The organism is Streptomyces sp. NPDC031365, assembly GCF_055569765.1.
On the sequence record NZ_JBVIIM010000008.1, the window covers coordinates 31,969 to 46,004 of the forward strand.

At 68.7% G+C, this 14,036-nt stretch carries 18 protein-coding genes; 17 read left to right on the forward strand and 1 reads right to left on the reverse strand.

The genetic code is table 11. From position 1 onward, the window contains the following. The first annotated feature begins 2 nt into the window (after positions 1-2). From rpmD to ACZ5C2_RS14630, 13 genes are all read left to right on the forward strand, one after another. A complete protein-coding gene (gene rpmD / locus ACZ5C2_RS14570) occupies positions 3-185 on the forward strand; it encodes a 50S ribosomal protein L30 (RefSeq protein WP_071364958.1) in 183 nt (60 codons plus the stop codon). Between the two features lie 2 nt (positions 186-187). Further along, a complete protein-coding gene (gene rplO / locus ACZ5C2_RS14575) occupies positions 188-643 on the forward strand; it encodes a 50S ribosomal protein L15 (protein WP_004927223.1) in 456 nt (151 codons plus the stop codon). A gap of 243 nt (positions 644-886) precedes the next feature. Then, complete coding sequence (gene secY / locus ACZ5C2_RS14580) at positions 887-2,200, forward strand: preprotein translocase subunit SecY (protein WP_468790601.1); 1,314 nt, start codon at positions 887-889, stop codon at positions 2,198-2,200. Further along, a complete protein-coding gene (locus tag ACZ5C2_RS14585) occupies positions 2,200-2,853 on the forward strand; it encodes an adenylate kinase (protein ID WP_468790203.1) in 654 nt (217 codons plus the stop codon). The genes secY and ACZ5C2_RS14585 overlap by 1 nt, the downstream gene beginning before the upstream one ends. Positions 2,854-3,268: 415 nt before the next feature. Continuing rightward, complete coding sequence (map, locus tag ACZ5C2_RS14590) at positions 3,269-4,105, forward strand: type I methionyl aminopeptidase (protein ID WP_468790205.1); 837 nt, start codon at positions 3,269-3,271, stop codon at positions 4,103-4,105. 164 nt (positions 4,106-4,269) lie between these two features. Continuing rightward, positions 4,270-4,491, forward strand: coding sequence for a translation initiation factor IF-1 (infA, locus tag ACZ5C2_RS14595; RefSeq protein WP_003948620.1), 222 nt, complete (start codon positions 4,270-4,272; stop codon positions 4,489-4,491). 59 nt (positions 4,492-4,550) lie between these two features. Further along, positions 4,551-4,664, forward strand: a complete 114-nt coding sequence (rpmJ, locus tag ACZ5C2_RS14600; protein WP_003974245.1) for a 50S ribosomal protein L36 — start codon at positions 4,551-4,553, stop codon at positions 4,662-4,664. A 192-nt stretch (positions 4,665-4,856) separates the two neighbouring features. Beyond that, positions 4,857-5,237 carry a 30S ribosomal protein S13 gene (gene rpsM, locus ACZ5C2_RS14605; protein ID WP_006140893.1) on the forward strand — a complete coding sequence of 127 codons (381 nt, stop codon included), beginning with the start codon at positions 4,857-4,859 and terminating at the stop codon, positions 5,235-5,237. Between the two features lie 64 nt (positions 5,238-5,301). Further along, complete coding sequence (gene rpsK / locus ACZ5C2_RS14610; protein ID WP_003956432.1) at positions 5,302-5,706, forward strand: 30S ribosomal protein S11; 405 nt, start codon at positions 5,302-5,304, stop codon at positions 5,704-5,706. Positions 5,707-5,820: 114 nt separating this feature from the next. After that, positions 5,821-6,843 (forward strand): DNA-directed RNA polymerase subunit alpha, encoded by a 1,023-nt coding sequence (locus tag ACZ5C2_RS14615; protein ID WP_003966937.1) that lies wholly within the window; start codon positions 5,821-5,823, stop codon positions 6,841-6,843. A gap of 189 nt (positions 6,844-7,032) precedes the next feature. Next, positions 7,033-7,539 (forward strand): 50S ribosomal protein L17, encoded by a 507-nt coding sequence (rplQ, locus tag ACZ5C2_RS14620; protein ID WP_468790207.1) that lies wholly within the window; start codon positions 7,033-7,035, stop codon positions 7,537-7,539. A 143-nt stretch (positions 7,540-7,682) separates the two neighbouring features. Continuing rightward, on the forward strand, positions 7,683-8,540 hold the full coding sequence (truA, locus tag ACZ5C2_RS14625; protein WP_468790209.1) for a tRNA pseudouridine(38-40) synthase TruA: 858 nt from the start codon (positions 7,683-7,685) through the stop codon (positions 8,538-8,540). Positions 8,541-8,593: 53 nt separating this feature from the next. Then, positions 8,594-8,833, forward strand: a complete 240-nt coding sequence (locus tag ACZ5C2_RS14630) for a hypothetical protein (protein ID WP_468790621.1) — start codon at positions 8,594-8,596, stop codon at positions 8,831-8,833. Here ACZ5C2_RS14630 and ACZ5C2_RS14635 read toward each other — a convergent pair. Then, positions 8,782-9,663: a hypothetical protein gene (locus ACZ5C2_RS14635; RefSeq protein WP_468790211.1), complete on the reverse strand. Its 882-nt coding sequence runs from the start codon at positions 9,661-9,663 to the stop codon at positions 8,782-8,784. The two genes, ACZ5C2_RS14630 and ACZ5C2_RS14635, sit on opposite strands and share 52 nt — an antisense overlap. 74 nt (positions 9,664-9,737) lie before the next feature. Between ACZ5C2_RS14635 and ACZ5C2_RS14640 the strand changes: the two genes are divergently transcribed. The 4 genes from ACZ5C2_RS14640 (at position 9,738) to glmM (ending at position 13,884) form a co-directional block, all read left to right on the forward strand. After that, positions 9,738-10,943, forward strand: a complete 1,206-nt coding sequence (locus ACZ5C2_RS14640) for a glycosyltransferase family 87 protein (RefSeq protein ID WP_468790213.1) — start codon at positions 9,738-9,740, stop codon at positions 10,941-10,943. A 232-nt stretch (positions 10,944-11,175) separates the two neighbouring features. After that, the gene (rplM, locus tag ACZ5C2_RS14645) at positions 11,176-11,619 is read left to right on the forward strand and encodes a 50S ribosomal protein L13 (RefSeq protein ID WP_190098396.1); all 444 of its coding nucleotides are present in this window, start codon (positions 11,176-11,178) and stop codon (positions 11,617-11,619) included. A 42-nt stretch (positions 11,620-11,661) separates the two neighbouring features. Further along, positions 11,662-12,174 (forward strand): 30S ribosomal protein S9, encoded by a 513-nt coding sequence (gene rpsI, locus ACZ5C2_RS14650; protein ID WP_276110718.1) that lies wholly within the window; start codon positions 11,662-11,664, stop codon positions 12,172-12,174. 351 nt (positions 12,175-12,525) lie between these two features. Beyond that, positions 12,526-13,884: a phosphoglucosamine mutase gene (glmM, locus tag ACZ5C2_RS14655; RefSeq protein WP_468790216.1), complete on the forward strand. Its 1,359-nt coding sequence runs from the start codon at positions 12,526-12,528 to the stop codon at positions 13,882-13,884. Positions 13,885-14,036: the final 152 nt, after the last annotated feature.

Consider the following 14,036-nt stretch of genomic DNA (forward strand, 5'->3'; position numbering starts at 1 on the left):
TCATGGCGCAGCTCAAGGTTACGCAGGTCAAGTCCTACATCGGCAGCAAGCAGAACCACCGTGACACCCTGCGCTCCCTTGGTCTCAAGGGCATCAACACGCAGGTCGTCAAGGAGGATCGTCCCGAGTTCCGCGGCATGGTGCACACCGTCCGCCACCTCGTGACGGTCGAGGAGGTCGACTGATCATGGCGGAGCAGAACCCGCTCAAGATCCACAACCTCCGTCCCGCCCCCGGCGCCAAGACCGCGAAGACCCGTGTCGGTCGTGGTGAGGCGTCGAAGGGTAAGACGGCCGGTCGTGGTACCAAGGGCACCAAGGCCCGTTACCAGGTTCCGGAGCGCTTCGAGGGTGGCCAGATGCCCCTCCACATGCGTCTCCCGAAGCTCAAGGGCTTCAAGAACCCGTTCAAGACCGAGTTCCAGGTCGTCAACCTGGACAAGCTCGCCTCCCTCTACCCCGAGGGCGGGGAGGTCACGGTCGAGGACCTGGTCGCCAAGGGTGCCGTGCGCAAGAACAGCCTCGTCAAGGTCCTGGGCCAGGGCGAGATCTCCGTGGCGCTGCAGGTGACGGTCGACGCCGTCTCCGGCTCCGCCAAGGAGAAGATCACCGCCGCCGGCGGTACCGTCACCGAGCTCGTCTGACTCCATCAGGTGTCTCGATGACGTAGAGCGATCCCGACCGGGGATACCCCACAAATGGGGTATCCCCGGTTGGTCGTTCCTAGGGTGGCGGTGTCGCCGGTAAGGTGGCCTGCGCTGCCCATTGACCTCGGGCGCCCCATACGGGCACTCAGGGCGGCAGTTGACCGTTACGTATTCGTCCTTAGTCGGAATCTCAAAACCGTCACCCTTGACGCAGTCGCGCGGGGGGTCGCAGGAGGCACCGTGCTCACCGCGTTCGCCCGGGCGTTCAAGACGCCCGACCTGCGCAAGAAGCTGCTCTTCACGCTCGGCATCATCGTCGTGTACCGAATCGGTACGAACGTCCCGATCCCAGGTGTCGATTACCGAAACGTCCAGGCCTGTATCGACAACGCCGAGGCCGGCCAGGGCCTGCTGGGTCTGGTCAACATGTTCAGCGGCGGCGCGCTGCTCCAGATCACGATCTTCGCACTGGGCATCATGCCGTACATCACGGCGAGCATCATTCTGCAGCTGCTGGTGGTCGTGATCCCGCGCCTCGAGGCCCTGAAGAAGGAGGGCCAGGCCGGTACGGCGAAGATCACGCAGTACACCCGTTATCTGACGGTCGCGCTCGCCATCCTCCAGGGCACCGGCCTGGTGGCCACCGCCCGCAGCGGCGCCCTCTTCCCGGGCTGCCCGGTCGCCGGCCAGATCGTCCCGGACCAGTCGATCTTCGTGACCATCACCATGGTCGTCACCATGACCGCCGGCACGGCCGCCGTGATGTGGCTGGGTGAGCTGATCACCGACCGCGGCATCGGCAACGGTATGTCGATCCTGATGTTCATCTCGATCGCCGCGACGTTCCCCTCGGCCCTGTGGGCGATCAAGGAGCAGGGCACCCTCGCGGACGGCTGGATCGAGTTCGGCACCGTCATGATCGTCGGGTTCGTCATGGTCGCCCTGGTCGTCTTCGTCGAGCAGGCCCAGCGCCGGATCCCCGTGCAGTACGCCAAGCGCATGGTCGGCCGCCGTTCCTACGGTGGTACCTCGACGTACATCCCGCTGAAGGTGAACCAGGCGGGTGTGATCCCCGTCATCTTCGCCGCGTCGCTGCTGTACATTCCGGCGTTGGTCGCGCAGTTCGCGAGTGGAACAGCCGGCTGGAAGACCTGGGTCGAGAAGAACCTGGCGGATCCGGGAGCGACGCCGCACATCATTCTGTACTTCCTGTTGATCGTGTTCTTCGCCTTCTTCTATGTGGCGATCACGTTCAACCCCGAGGAAGTCGCCGACAACATGAAGAAGTATGGTGGCTTCATCCCGGGCATCCGGGCTGGCCGACCGACCGCTGAGTACCTGAGCTTCGTACTCAACCGGATCACCTGGCCGGGTTCGCTGTACTTGGGCCTGATCTCTCTCGTGCCGACAATGGCGTTGGCTGGTTTCGGGGCAAACCAGAACTTCCCGTTCGGCGGGACCAGCATCCTGATCATCGTGGGTGTCGGTCTCGAGACCGTGAAGCAGATCGAGAGCCAGCTCCAGCAGCGCAATTACGAAGGGTTCCTCCGCTGATGCGAATCGTCCTCGTCGGGCCGCCGGGTGCCGGTAAGGGTACGCAGGCCACCCGCCTTGCCGAGAAACTGCGCATCCCGCACATCTCCACGGGCGACCTGTTCCGCGCCAACATCAGCCGGCAGACCGAGCTCGGCAAGCTCGCGAAGTCGTATATGGACGCGGGCAATCTCGTCCCCGACGAGGTCACCATCGCCATGGCCAAGGACCGCATGGAGCAGCCCGACGCCGAGGGCGGCTTCCTGCTGGACGGTTTCCCGCGCAACGTGTCGCAGGCCGAGGTGCTGGACGAGCTGCTGCAGAACGAGGGCATCAAGCTGGACGCCGTGCTCGACCTGGAAGCCCCCGAGGACGAGGTGGTCAAGCGGATCGCCGGACGGCGCGTCTGCCGCAAGGACTCCGCGCACGTGTTCCACGTGACGTACAGCCCGCCGCAGCGGGAGGGTGTGTGCGACACCTGTGGTGGTGAGCTGTACCAGCGGGACGACGACTCCGAGGAGACGGTGCGGACGCGGCTGGAGGTCTACCACACGCAGACCGAGCCGATCATCGGCTACTACCGGGCGCAGGGCCTGGTGGTGACCATCTCGGCGATGGGGCCCGTCGACGAGGTCACGGGTCGTGCGCTGGAGGCGCTGAAGAGCGGTAAGTAGTTCGTCTTGTCGGTCACAGCCGCGGTCCCTTCGCACCAGGGGCCGCGGCTGTGGCTTGGCGGGGGTGAGTGCGCGCAGCCCGGTGTCTGAGGGGCGCGGTGTGCCTTCGCCGCTGTCGGCGTCTCCGCCACTGCCGCCTCACCCCTCCACTCCCGGCTCCGTTCGAGCGGGAGGGTTCTCATGAGCGGGAGGGGGACCCCCGCCGCCCACCCGTGCCGCCCACCCGTGCCGCTCCGAGGGCGCCTCCCAGGCCCTCGAGGGGAGGGCTGCCCGCCGCGGAGGGCGGGGCGGCCGGCGCGAGTGCCCGCGGGAGGGCCTGGAGGGCGGCGTCGGCCGCTCTCGGGGCACCGGGCCGTGGCCCTTATCGTTGGAAGCGTTCGTACGTCTCACTGGTCCCAGAAAGGCCGTCGTCCCCATGGTGCAGATCAAGAACCCTGAGCAGATCGCCAAGATGCGTGAGGCGGGGCTGGTCGTCGCAGCCATTCACGCGGCCACGCGCGAGGCCGCCGTGCCCGGGGCCACGACGAACGATCTGGACCAGGTCGCCCGCAAGGTACTCGCCGAGCACAACGCCAAGCCGAACTTCCTCGGCTACGGGGGCTTCCCCGCCACCATCTGCACCTCCGTGAACGAGGTCGTGGTCCATGGCATCCCCTCCGACGACGTCGTCCTCAAGGACGGCGACGTCATCTCCATCGACTGCGGTGCGATCATCGACGGCTGGCACGGCGACGCCGCCTACACCGCGTTCGTCGGCTCCGGTCACGCCCCCGAGCTGATCGAGCTGTCCCGGGTGACCGAGGAGTCGATGTGGGCCGGCATCGCGGCCATGAAGCAGGGCAACCGGCTCGTCGACATCTCCCGCGCGATCGAGACGTACATCCGCCGCCAGCCGAGGCCCGGCGGTGGCAAGTACGGGATCATCCAGGATTACGGCGGCCACGGCATCGGCACCGAGATGCACATGGACCCGCATCTGCTGAACTACGTCGAGCGCAAGCGGGGCAAGGGCCCCAAGCTGGTCCCCGGCTTCTGCCTGGCCATCGAGCCGATGGTCTCCCTGGGCACCCCGAAGACGAAGGTCCTCTCGGACGACTGGACGGTCATCACGACCGACGGCACCTGGTCCTCCCACTGGGAGCACTCCGTCGCCCTGACGGAACAGGGCCCCCTGGTCCTGACCGCCCCCGACGGTGGCAAGGCCAAGCTGGCGGAGATGGGCATCACGGCCGCTCCGGATCCTCTTGGTTAAGGATCTCCGGTGCGGGGCAGGATTGCTCGATTCGTGTTTCCGGGTGCGCTGACGTAGACTGACTCGTCGGCTCTTGTGCACCCGCATGTCTGCATGTAATCACGCAGGATACTCACGCGATGCACGTCGGAGTCGATCAAGGTAGTCGATTCGAAGGGCGAAGCGTGGCCAAGAAGCAAGGTGCCATCGAGATCGAGGGCACTGTCGTCGAGTCTCTTCCGAACGCCATGTTCAAGGTCGAGCTCCAGAACGGCCACCAGGTCCTGGCACACATCAGCGGCAAGATGCGCATGCACTACATCCGCATCCTCCCTGACGACCGGGTCGTGGTGGAGCTGTCTCCGTACGACCTGACGCGTGGCCGGATCGTCTACCGGTACAAGTAGATCTTGCCCGCGCCCCGGCCCGCCGGGGTGATGGCACTGACCCGGAGAACCTCACACCCATGAAGGTCAAGCCGAGCGTCAAGAAGATCTGCGACAAGTGCAGGGTGATCCGCCGTCACGGCCGGGTCATGGTCATCTGCGACAACCCGCGCCACAAGCAGCGCCAGGGCTGACCGCAGCACGATCGACCCTCTGCGACTTCCGCAGAACTTCGCGCGACGCGAGCAGTACACGTTCATACGCAGGTCCCGAGCCGCACGGCTCGACACCCCCGGCTCGGAGGCCGGGGACCCGGTCCGTACCTCGTACGGCGGGCTGGGATCCGGCCCTGTGGAAGACCTCCGACAATCAACTGGAGCCATTGAATGGCACGCGTTTCCGGTGTTGACATTCCGCGCGAAAAGCGCGTGGAGATCGCCCTCACCTATGTGTTCGGCATCGGCCGGACCCTTTCGCAGCAGACGCTGGCCGCTACCGGCGTCGACCCGAACACCCGCGTTCGCGACCTCTCCGAGGAGCAGCTCGTCGCGATCCGTGAGTTCGTGGACAACAACATCAAGACCGAGGGTGACCTTCGGCGCGAGATCCAGGCCGACATCCGCCGCAAGGTCGAGATCGGCACGTACCAGGGTCTGCGCCACCGTCGCGGTCTGCCCGTCCGCGGTCAGCGCACCAGCACCAACGCGCGTACCCGCAAGGGCCCGCGTCGCGCCATCGCCGGCAAGAAGAAGCCGGGCAAGAAGTAGTCCTCAGCGGACGCTCATCCAGCGGTCTTGCTGCAGGACCGACCACCTCCCGTAGGAGTAATAGATGCCCCCCAAGGGTCGTCAGGGCGCTGCCAAGAAGGTGCGCCGCAAGGAAAAGAAGAACGTCGCTCACGGCCACGCGCACATCAAGAGCACGTTCAACAACACGATCGTCTCGATCACGGACCCGTCCGGCAACGTGATCTCCTGGGCCTCCGCCGGCCACGTCGGCTTCAAGGGCTCGCGGAAGTCCACGCCGTTCGCCGCGCAGATGGCCGCCGAGTCGGCTGCCCGCCGCGCCCAGGAGCACGGCATGCGCAAGGTCGACGTGTTCGTCAAGGGTCCGGGTTCCGGTCGTGAGACCGCGATCCGTTCCCTGCAGGCCACGGGCCTCGAGGTCGGCTCCATCCAGGACGTCACCCCGACCCCGCACAACGGCTGCCGTCCGCCGAAGCGCCGTCGCGTCTGATCTCGCTCCACCAGGGTTTCCGGGCGGTACGGCTCTTTCGGGTCGTATCGCCCGTACCCTTGCAGTAATGGTCGGGCGTCAAATAGCGGGCGCCCCTGACTGAAGGATCTCCACATGCTGATCGCTCAGCGTCCCTCGTTGACCGAAGAGGTCGTCGACGAATTCCGCTCCCGGTTCGTGATCGAGCCGCTGGAGCCGGGCTTCGGCTACACCCTCGGCAACTCCCTCCGCCGCACCCTCCTGTCGTCGATCCCCGGTGCCGCTGTCACCAGCATCCGCATCGACGGCGTTCTGCACGAGTTCACCACCGTGCCGGGCGTCAAGGAGGACGTCACCGACCTGATCCTGAACATCAAGCAGCTGGTCGTCTCCTCGGAGCACGACGAGCCGGTCGTGATGTACCTGCGCAAGCAGGGCCCGGGTCTGGTCACCGCCGCCGACATCGCGCCCCCGGCCGGTGTCGAGGTGCACAACCCCGACCTCGTCCTCGCCACGCTCAACGGCAAGGGCAAGCTGGAGATGGAGCTGACGGTCGAGCGCGGCCGCGGTTACGTCTCGGCGGTCCAGAACAAGCAGGTCGGTCAGGAGATCGGGCGCATCCCGGTCGACTCGATCTACTCGCCGGTTCTCAAGGTCACCTACAAGGTCGAGGCGACCCGTGTCGAGCAGCGCACCGACTTCGACAAGCTGATCGTCGACGTCGAGACCAAGCAGGCCATGCGTCCGCGTGACGCCATGGCGTCGGCCGGCAAGACCCTGGTCGAGCTGTTCGGTCTGGCCCGCGAGCTCAACATCGACGCCGAGGGCATCGACATGGGCCCGTCCCCCACGGACGCCGCCCTCGCCGCCGATCTGGCGCTGCCGATCGAGGAGCTGGAGCTCACCGTTCGGTCGTACAACTGCCTCAAGCGTGAGGGCATCCACTCCGTGGGTGAGCTCGTCGCGCGCAGCGAGGCCGACCTGCTCGACATCCGCAACTTCGGTGCGAAGTCGATCGACGAGGTCAAGGCGAAGCTGGCGGGCATGGGTCTCGCGCTGAAGGACTCGCCCCCCGGATTCGACCCCACCGCCGCGGCGGACGCGTTCGGCGCGGACGACGACGCGGACGCCGGGTTCGTGGAGACCGAGCAGTACTGAGCGCTCCGCGAGGAGGCCGGTTCAACGGCTGCGGGCCCGTTGTGGCTGGTCGCGCAGTTCCCCGCGCCCCTTTGGGGCGCGGGTCTTCCGGCGCTTGCGAGAGCGACCGGATCTCCGACGGGCAACCGCCCGCTCGGATACTGACCCCGGTACCTGATACGGCCGGGGCAGACACCTAGGAGAAACACCATGCCGAGGCCCACCAAGGGTGCCCGTATGGGCGGCAGCGCCGCGCACGAGAAGCTGCTCCTCGCGAACCTCGCGAAGGCGCTGTTCGAGCACGGCCGCATCACCACCACCGAGGCGAAGGCGCGCAAGCTGCGTCCGTACGCCGAGCGTCTGGTCACCAAGGCGAAGAAGGGCGACCTTCACAACCGCCGTCAGGTGCTCCAGGTCATCACGGACAAGAGCATCGTCCACACGCTCTTCACCGAGATCGGCCCGCGGTACGAGAACCGTCCCGGTGGCTACACCCGCATCACCAAGATCGGTAACCGCCGTGGGGACAACGCGCCCATGGCCGTCATCGAGCTGGTCGAGGCGCTGACGGTGCAGCAGACCGCGGTCGGCGAGGCCGAGGCCGCAACGAAGCGTTCCGCGAAGGACGCGGAGGGCGCTTCCGCTGAGGCGAAGGCGGACCTGTCCAAGGACGAGGCGGTCGAGGCTGCCCCGGCTGAGGAGTCGAAGGACGCGTAAGCGTTCTGGTGGGGACTGTGCGTTTGCGGCTGCGGCTTCGCTGCGGCTGGTCGCGCAGTTCCCCGCGCCCCTGAGGGGCGCTCACGCGGGCCCGTTCCCTTGAGGAGCGGGCCCGCTTTTTGCGTGGGTGAGAGGATCTGTACGTGAGTGACGAAGTGCCTCCCGGGTTCGTGCGTGTCCGTCTCGACCTGTCCTACGACGGGACCGAATTCTCCGGCTGGGCCAAGCAGGCCGGCGGGCGGCGGACCGTGCAGGGGGAGATCGAGGACGCGCTGCGGACCGTGACACGGTCCGGGGGGACGACGTACGAGCTGACCGTGGCCGGGCGGACCGACGCCGGTGTGCACGCACGGGGGCAGGTCGCGCACGTCGATCTGCCGCGCGAGGTGTGGGCCGAGCATCACACGAAGCTGCTCAAGCGGCTCGCCGGGCGGCTGCCGAGGGACGTACGGGTGTGGGCGCTCAGGGAGGCGCCCAGTGGCTTCAACGCCCGCTTCTCCGCGGTCTGGCGGCGCTATGCCTACCGCGTCACCGACAACCCCGGGGGAGTGGACCCGCTGCTGCGCGGCCATGTGCTGTGGCACGACTGGCCGTTGGACGCCGACGCGATGAACGAGGCCGCGCGCGGGCTGCTCGGGGAGCACGACTTCGCCGCGTACTGCAAGAAGCGGGAGGGGGCCACGACCATCCGGACCCTCCAGGAACTGAGCCTGGTGCGGGGCGAGGACGGGATCATCACCGCCACCGTCCGGGCGGACGCCTTCTGCCACAACATGGTGCGCTCGCTGATCGGCGCGCTGCTGTTCGTCGGCGACGGCCACCGCCCGCCGGACTGGCCCGGCAAGGTGCTGGCGGCGGGCGTACGGGACTCGGCCGTCCACGTCGTACGCCCGCACGGCCTGACCCTGGAGGAGGTCGGCTACCCGGCCGACGAACTCCTCGCGGCCCGCAGCAGGGAGGCCCGCAACAAGCGCTCCCTGCCGACGGCCGGCTGCTGCTGAACCAGGGCGGGCCGGCTCAGTCGTCCGCCCGGTCGGAGAGCAGTCCGGACACGGTGTCCGCGGCCTCCTCGGCATCGCGCCCGTCACCACGGGCCGCGGGGGCGAGTCTCTCCAGCCGGGAGGAGGCCAACGGCCCTACCATCGGTGACATCGGTGGGGTCTTCCGTCTGGACGGCAACGGCTACTACGCCAAGCCGCTGCGCAGCGCCAAGCGGCTGCGACGTGCCGCCGTCGGCGGCGGCTACTCGTTCGCCGCCGCCGACGCCTGGGCCTCGCCCCGGCGGCGGATCTGACGGAACGTGAACTCCTGGAGGTCGTCGCCCGTGGCGAAGACGGCCTTGTCCTTCTCCGTCACGTCCTTGCCGTTGGTGAAACCGGCCAGGGTGAAGTAGGCGTAGCGGCCGAGGGCGTTGCGGGTGGAGCGGCAGACCGCGCCGGCACAGAAGTCCTTGACGCCGCCGCCCGACAGCGACTTGACGATGCTCTTGCCGTCGGTCTGCTGCTTGGCCCTGGCAGCCTTCGCCTGGGTGTCGAAGACGGCCACGCCGACCGTCACCGCCACGTCGCCCTTGGTGTAGGTGACCCGGATCAGGCGGGTACAGCCGTTGTCGGTGAGCGCCTTGGGGAGCGTGGCCTTCGCGGCCGAGGCGCAGTTCTCGGTGTCCGCCGTCGGGCCCTTCTTGTACACCGTCTCACCCATGGTCAGCTGGGTGCCCGGGAAGAGGATGTCGGGGCTCAGCGGGGCCTTGTCCTTCGTCGCGCTGGCGATGAAGTCGTTCGGGTCCAGCGGCGGCGGGGCGCTCGTCGGGGCGAACGACGGGACCGTGCCCGAAGGGTTCGGTGTGCCGGAGGCGCCGGGCAGCTGGGAGGAGGCACCCGGCGAGGCCTGGTTGCCGCCGTTCGCCGAGACGACGGCGACCGCCACGGCCGTGCCTATCGCGACGGTGGCCAGTGCGCCGCCGCCTATGAACAGCAACCGGCGCCGCTTGGCGCGGGCTTCGGACGCGTCGGCGAGCGCGGCCCAGTCGGGTGACTGGCCGCCGTCGCCGCCGCTCCACGGCTGCTGGGAATTCGGTTTCCAGGGATCCCACTGCTGCGGAGGTCCCCCCTGCCCAAAGCTCATGGGGCGCATCTTAGACGGGCCAAGGGGTGTGCTGGTCCGACTCAACCGGCCCCGCAGGGCCTAGCGTTGCGCGCATGGTGACGGACAAAAGCGACATCTCGGGGTGGTTGGTACGACCCGCGAGCGGCTGTGCGTGGGCCGGACTGGCGGCCGTACTGGGGGCCCTGACGGTCCATACGGTGCTGGTGACCTCGGGTGGAGGCATGGACAACGCGATCGTCGTGGACGCCGCGCGCACCTGGCTGGACGGTGGGTCGCCGTACGACGATCGGCATTTCCTCTATTTCCCGAGCGCGGTCATGGCCGCCGTGCCGCAGGCGCTGCTGCCGCGGTCCGTGCTCGACGTGCTGGTGCCGGCGGCGGCGACCGTGGCCCTCGTGCTGGGCTGGGCCTGCGCGCTGCGACTGCACCGCGTGCCGTTGCGCAGCAGGCTCGCCGTCCTCGGGCTGCTGGGCCTGGCGGCCGGTTTCGCGCCGTTCGGGCAGGTGGTCCGGCTGGGGAACTGGACCGTGACGGCCGCACTCGCGCTGCCGTTGTGCCTGCTGGCGGCGGGCCGGGGCCGATGGGTCGCGGCGGGCGCGGTCATCGGGGTGGCCGTGGCGGTGAAGCCGCTCCTCGCGCCGATGGCGCTGCTGTTCCTCTTCGCGCGCCGGTGGGGGGCGCTGGCCGTGGTGGTCCTGGTCCCGGCGGTCACCTCCGTGGTGGCGGCACTGTTCCTGCCCGACCCCACGGGTTTCCTCACCCGCACCCTCCCCTTCCTGCTGAGCGGCGACGACGCCTTCGTACGGCTCTACGAGGCGGGGCCGGCGGCCGTGCTGCCCCGGCTCGGCGTGCCCCAGGCCCTGGCCTCGCCGCTCGCGCTGCCGGCGGCCGCCGCGGGAGTGGTGTGCGCGTATCTGCGCTGGCGGGGGCCCGGGCCGGTGGCGCTGCGGCTCACGGAGACGTCGGCGGCGCTGATGCTGTCGGCGTTCCTCGTCTCGCGGCCCTCCTACAACCACTACCTCCTGGTCGTCCTGCCGCTGCTGCTCGCCGGTCTGCCGTACGCCGGGTCGGTGGCCCGAAGGCCCTGGTTCTGGCTCGCGCTGGTGCCGCAGCTGCCGGGGGTGACCTGGCCGTGGCTGGAGTCGGGGAAGCGCCGGGCGTTCCGGGACGCGTTCACGCTGTGCGTCCTGGCCGTGACGGTCGCGTACCACTGCGCGCGGGGCGTGCGCGGGGCTCGCGGGGCGGACGGGGCGCGGGAGGCGCCGGAGGAGCGGCGTGCGGCCGTAGAATCGGTGTAGCCCACCGGCGGCGGGCTCGTTTTGACCCGTCCGGCCGAGCATGGGTATTCTGCATCTCTGTTGTGTGTAGTGGCTTGCTCATTCTCACGTGAGGGGCCCTTACACCGGTCCACCGGACCGATGACCAGCGACCAGCGCGCGGTTTGCGTCACCGTAGTGCGGTCAAGGCTGTCGTGATCGTCTTCGGTGACCTTGTCAGGACCATTCACTGAAGAAGCGAAGGCTACGAACCGTGCGTACGTACAGCCCCAAGCCCGGCGATGTGACGCGCCAGTGGCACGTCATCGACGCTCAGGACATCGTCCTGGGTCGTCTGGCCTCCACTGCGGCCTCCATCCTGCGCGGCAAGCACAAGCCGATCTACGCGCCCCACGTCGACACCGGTGACTTCGTCATCATCATCAACGCGGACAAGGTGCACCTCTCCGGCAACAAGCGGACCCAGAAGATGGCGTACCGCCACTCGGGTTACCCGGGTGGTCTGCGCTCCGTCCGCTACGACGAGCTGCTCGCCAAGAACCCCGAGAAGGCCATCGAGAAGGCCGTCAAGGGCATGCTCCCCAAGAACACCCTGGGCCGTCAGATGCTCTCGAAGCTGAAGGTCTACTCGGGCGACCAGCACCCGCACGCTGCCCAGCAGCCGGTGCCGTTCGAGATCACCCAGGTCGCGCAGTAAGTCCGGCCACCCCCTAAGACTGAACAGAATCTGAGGAGCATCGTGGCCGAGACCACTGCCGAGCAGCCGCTCGAAGAGATCGACATCGACAGCTACACCACCGAGTCCGAGGTGCCCGTCGAGGGCGAGTACACCTCGGAGTCCATGGCCTCCCGCTTCGGCGAGCCCCAGCCGGCCGCCGGCCTGGGCCGCCGCAAGAACGCCATCGCCCGCGTCCGGATCGTCCCGGGCACCGGCAAGTGGAAGATCAACGGTCGCACCCTTGAGGACTACTTCCCGAACAAGGTGCACCAGCAGGAAGTCAACGAGCCCTTCAAGGTGCTCGAGCTCGAAGGCCGTTACGACGTCATCGCCCGCATCGCGGGTGGCGGTGTCTCCGGTCAGGCCGGTGCGCTCCGTCTCGGTGTCGCCCGTGCGCTGAACGAGGCGGACGTCGACAACAACCGCGGCGCGCTGAAGAAGGCCGGCTTCCTCAAGCGCGACGACCGTGCGGTCGAGCGCAAGAAGGCCGGTCTGAAGAAGGCCCGTAAGGCCCCGCAGTACAGCAAGCGCTAGTCACAAGGCGCTCGCGCGTACTCCGAACGCCCCGGCGGCACGCCACAGTGCTGCCGGGGCGTTCGTTTATTCAACGCCGTGGGCGTATAACGGCACAAGGCGCTCAAACGCTAGTGTGATCGGATGGTCGGGCGTCGGGCATGACCGCTGCGGTGCATGCCCGCAGATGCGGAGCCGCACTCGCATCGCGACCGCCGAACACATCACAAGCTTCGTCAGTGGCACAACCGTCGGCCGTACGGGTGGGTCCACAGCCTCGGCAGGACCTCTGACGGGTCCGGCGCCCCGGCGGGACCTCGGTGGCGGAGCCCTGGTTCGGCTTCCGATACTGACGCTTCCTCAGGAGGACAAGTGGGACGACTCTTCGGCACGGACGGTGTGCGCGGTGTCGCCAACGCGGACCTGACGGCGGAGATGGCGCTCGGCCTGTCCGTCGCCGCCGCGCATGTACTGGCCGAGGCGGGCACGTTCGAAGGGCACCGGCCCACCGCCGTGGTCGGGCGTGACCCGCGCGCGTCCGGAGAGTTCCTCGAGGCCGCCGTGGTCGCGGGCCTCGCGAGTGCGGGCGTGGACGTCCTGCGCGTCGGCGTGCTGCCGACACCGGCGGTCGCGTACCTCACCGGCGCGCTCCGCGCCGACCTCGGTGTGATGCTCTCCGCGAGCCACAACGCCATGCCGGACAACGGCATCAAGTTCTTCGCCCGCGGCGGTCACAAGCTCGCCGACGAGCTGGAGGGCCGGATCGAGTCCGTGTACGAGGAGCACCGCACCGGTGCCCCCTGGGACCGCCCGACCGGCGCCGGCGTCGGCCGCGTGCGGGACTACGAGGACGGGCTGGACAAGTACGTCGCCCATCTCGTCGGCGTGCTCCCCAACCGGCTGGACGGTCTGAAGATCGTCCTCGACGAGGCGCACGGCGCCGCCGCGAAGGTCTCGCCGGAGGCGTTCACGCGGGCCGGGGCCGAGGTCGTCACCATCGGCGCCGACCCGGACGGGCTCAACATCAACGACGGCTGCGGCTCGACCCACCTCGGTCAGCTGAAGGCCGCGGTCGTCGAGCACGGAGCCGCGCTGGGCATCGCGCACGACGGCGACGCCGACCGGTGCCTGGCCGTGGACCACACCGGTGAGGAGGTCGACGGCGACCAGATCCTCGCGGTGCTGGCGCTGGCGATGCGGGAGCGGTCCGCGCTGCGGTCCGACACCGTCGTCGCGACGGTGATGTCCAACCTGGGCTTCAAGCTGGCCATGGAGCGCGAGGGTATCCAGCTCGTGCAGACCGCTGTCGGGGACCGGTACGTCCTCGAGGAGATGAAGAACAAGGACTACGCCCTCGGTGGGGAGCAGTCCGGCCACGTCATCATCCTGGACCACGCGACGACCGGTGACGGCACGCTCACCGGTCTGCTGCTCGCCGCGCGGGTCGCGGGCAGCGGGCGGCCGCTGCGGGAGCTGGCGTCGGTGATGGAGCGTCTCCCACAGGTGCTCATCAACGTGCCGGACGTGGACAAGTCCCGGGTGAAGACCTCCGCGGAACTCGCTGCCGCGGTGGGTGAGGCGGAGCGTGAGCTGGGTGAGACGGGGCGCGTGCTCCTTCGGTCCTCGGGCACGGAACCGCTGGTCCGCGTCATGGTCGAGGCCGCGGACATCGACCAGGCACGGTCGGTGGCGGGGCGGCTGGCGGACGCGGTGAAGTCGGCGCTGGGGTAGCCGGGGGTGCGGGCGGGACGCCTGCGGTGAAGTCCGCCGCCGGGGTGGTCGGCGGCCAGGGAGGCCCGGGCCCACCGCCCATCCGGCCGGCGCCGACACCGGCAGCCGATGGAGCCCCGGGCTGTACAGCCCATGACCGCCCCGTGAGTCCG

What these genes read in the sequence shown, in the direction of transcription:
- rpmD (WP_071364958.1), top strand. Translation starts at nt 3, where the DNA reads ATGGCGCAGCTCAAGGTTACGCAGGTCAAGTCCTACATCGGCAGCAAG.
- map (WP_468790205.1), top strand. Translation starts at nt 3,269, where the DNA reads ATGGTGCAGATCAAGAACCCTGAGCAGATCGCCAAGATGCGTGAGGCG.
- rpsM (WP_006140893.1), top strand. Translation starts at nt 4,857, where the DNA reads ATGGCACGCGTTTCCGGTGTTGACATTCCGCGCGAAAAGCGCGTGGAG.
- ACZ5C2_RS14585 (WP_468790203.1), top strand. Translation starts at nt 2,200, where the DNA reads ATGCGAATCGTCCTCGTCGGGCCGCCGGGTGCCGGTAAGGGTACGCAG.
- ACZ5C2_RS14635 (WP_468790211.1), bottom strand. Translation starts at nt 9,663, where the DNA reads ATGAGCTTTGGGCAGGGGGGACCTCCGCAGCAGTGGGATCCCTGGAAA.
- rpmJ (WP_003974245.1), top strand. Translation starts at nt 4,551, where the DNA reads ATGAAGGTCAAGCCGAGCGTCAAGAAGATCTGCGACAAGTGCAGGGTG.
- rplO (WP_004927223.1), top strand. Translation starts at nt 188, where the DNA reads ATGGCGGAGCAGAACCCGCTCAAGATCCACAACCTCCGTCCCGCCCCC.
- ACZ5C2_RS14615 (WP_003966937.1), top strand. Translation starts at nt 5,821, where the DNA reads ATGCTGATCGCTCAGCGTCCCTCGTTGACCGAAGAGGTCGTCGACGAA.
- rpsK (WP_003956432.1), top strand. Translation starts at nt 5,302, where the DNA reads ATGCCCCCCAAGGGTCGTCAGGGCGCTGCCAAGAAGGTGCGCCGCAAG.
- ACZ5C2_RS14640 (WP_468790213.1), top strand. Translation starts at nt 9,738, where the DNA reads ATGGTGACGGACAAAAGCGACATCTCGGGGTGGTTGGTACGACCCGCG.
- rplQ (WP_468790207.1), top strand. Translation starts at nt 7,033, where the DNA reads ATGCCGAGGCCCACCAAGGGTGCCCGTATGGGCGGCAGCGCCGCGCAC.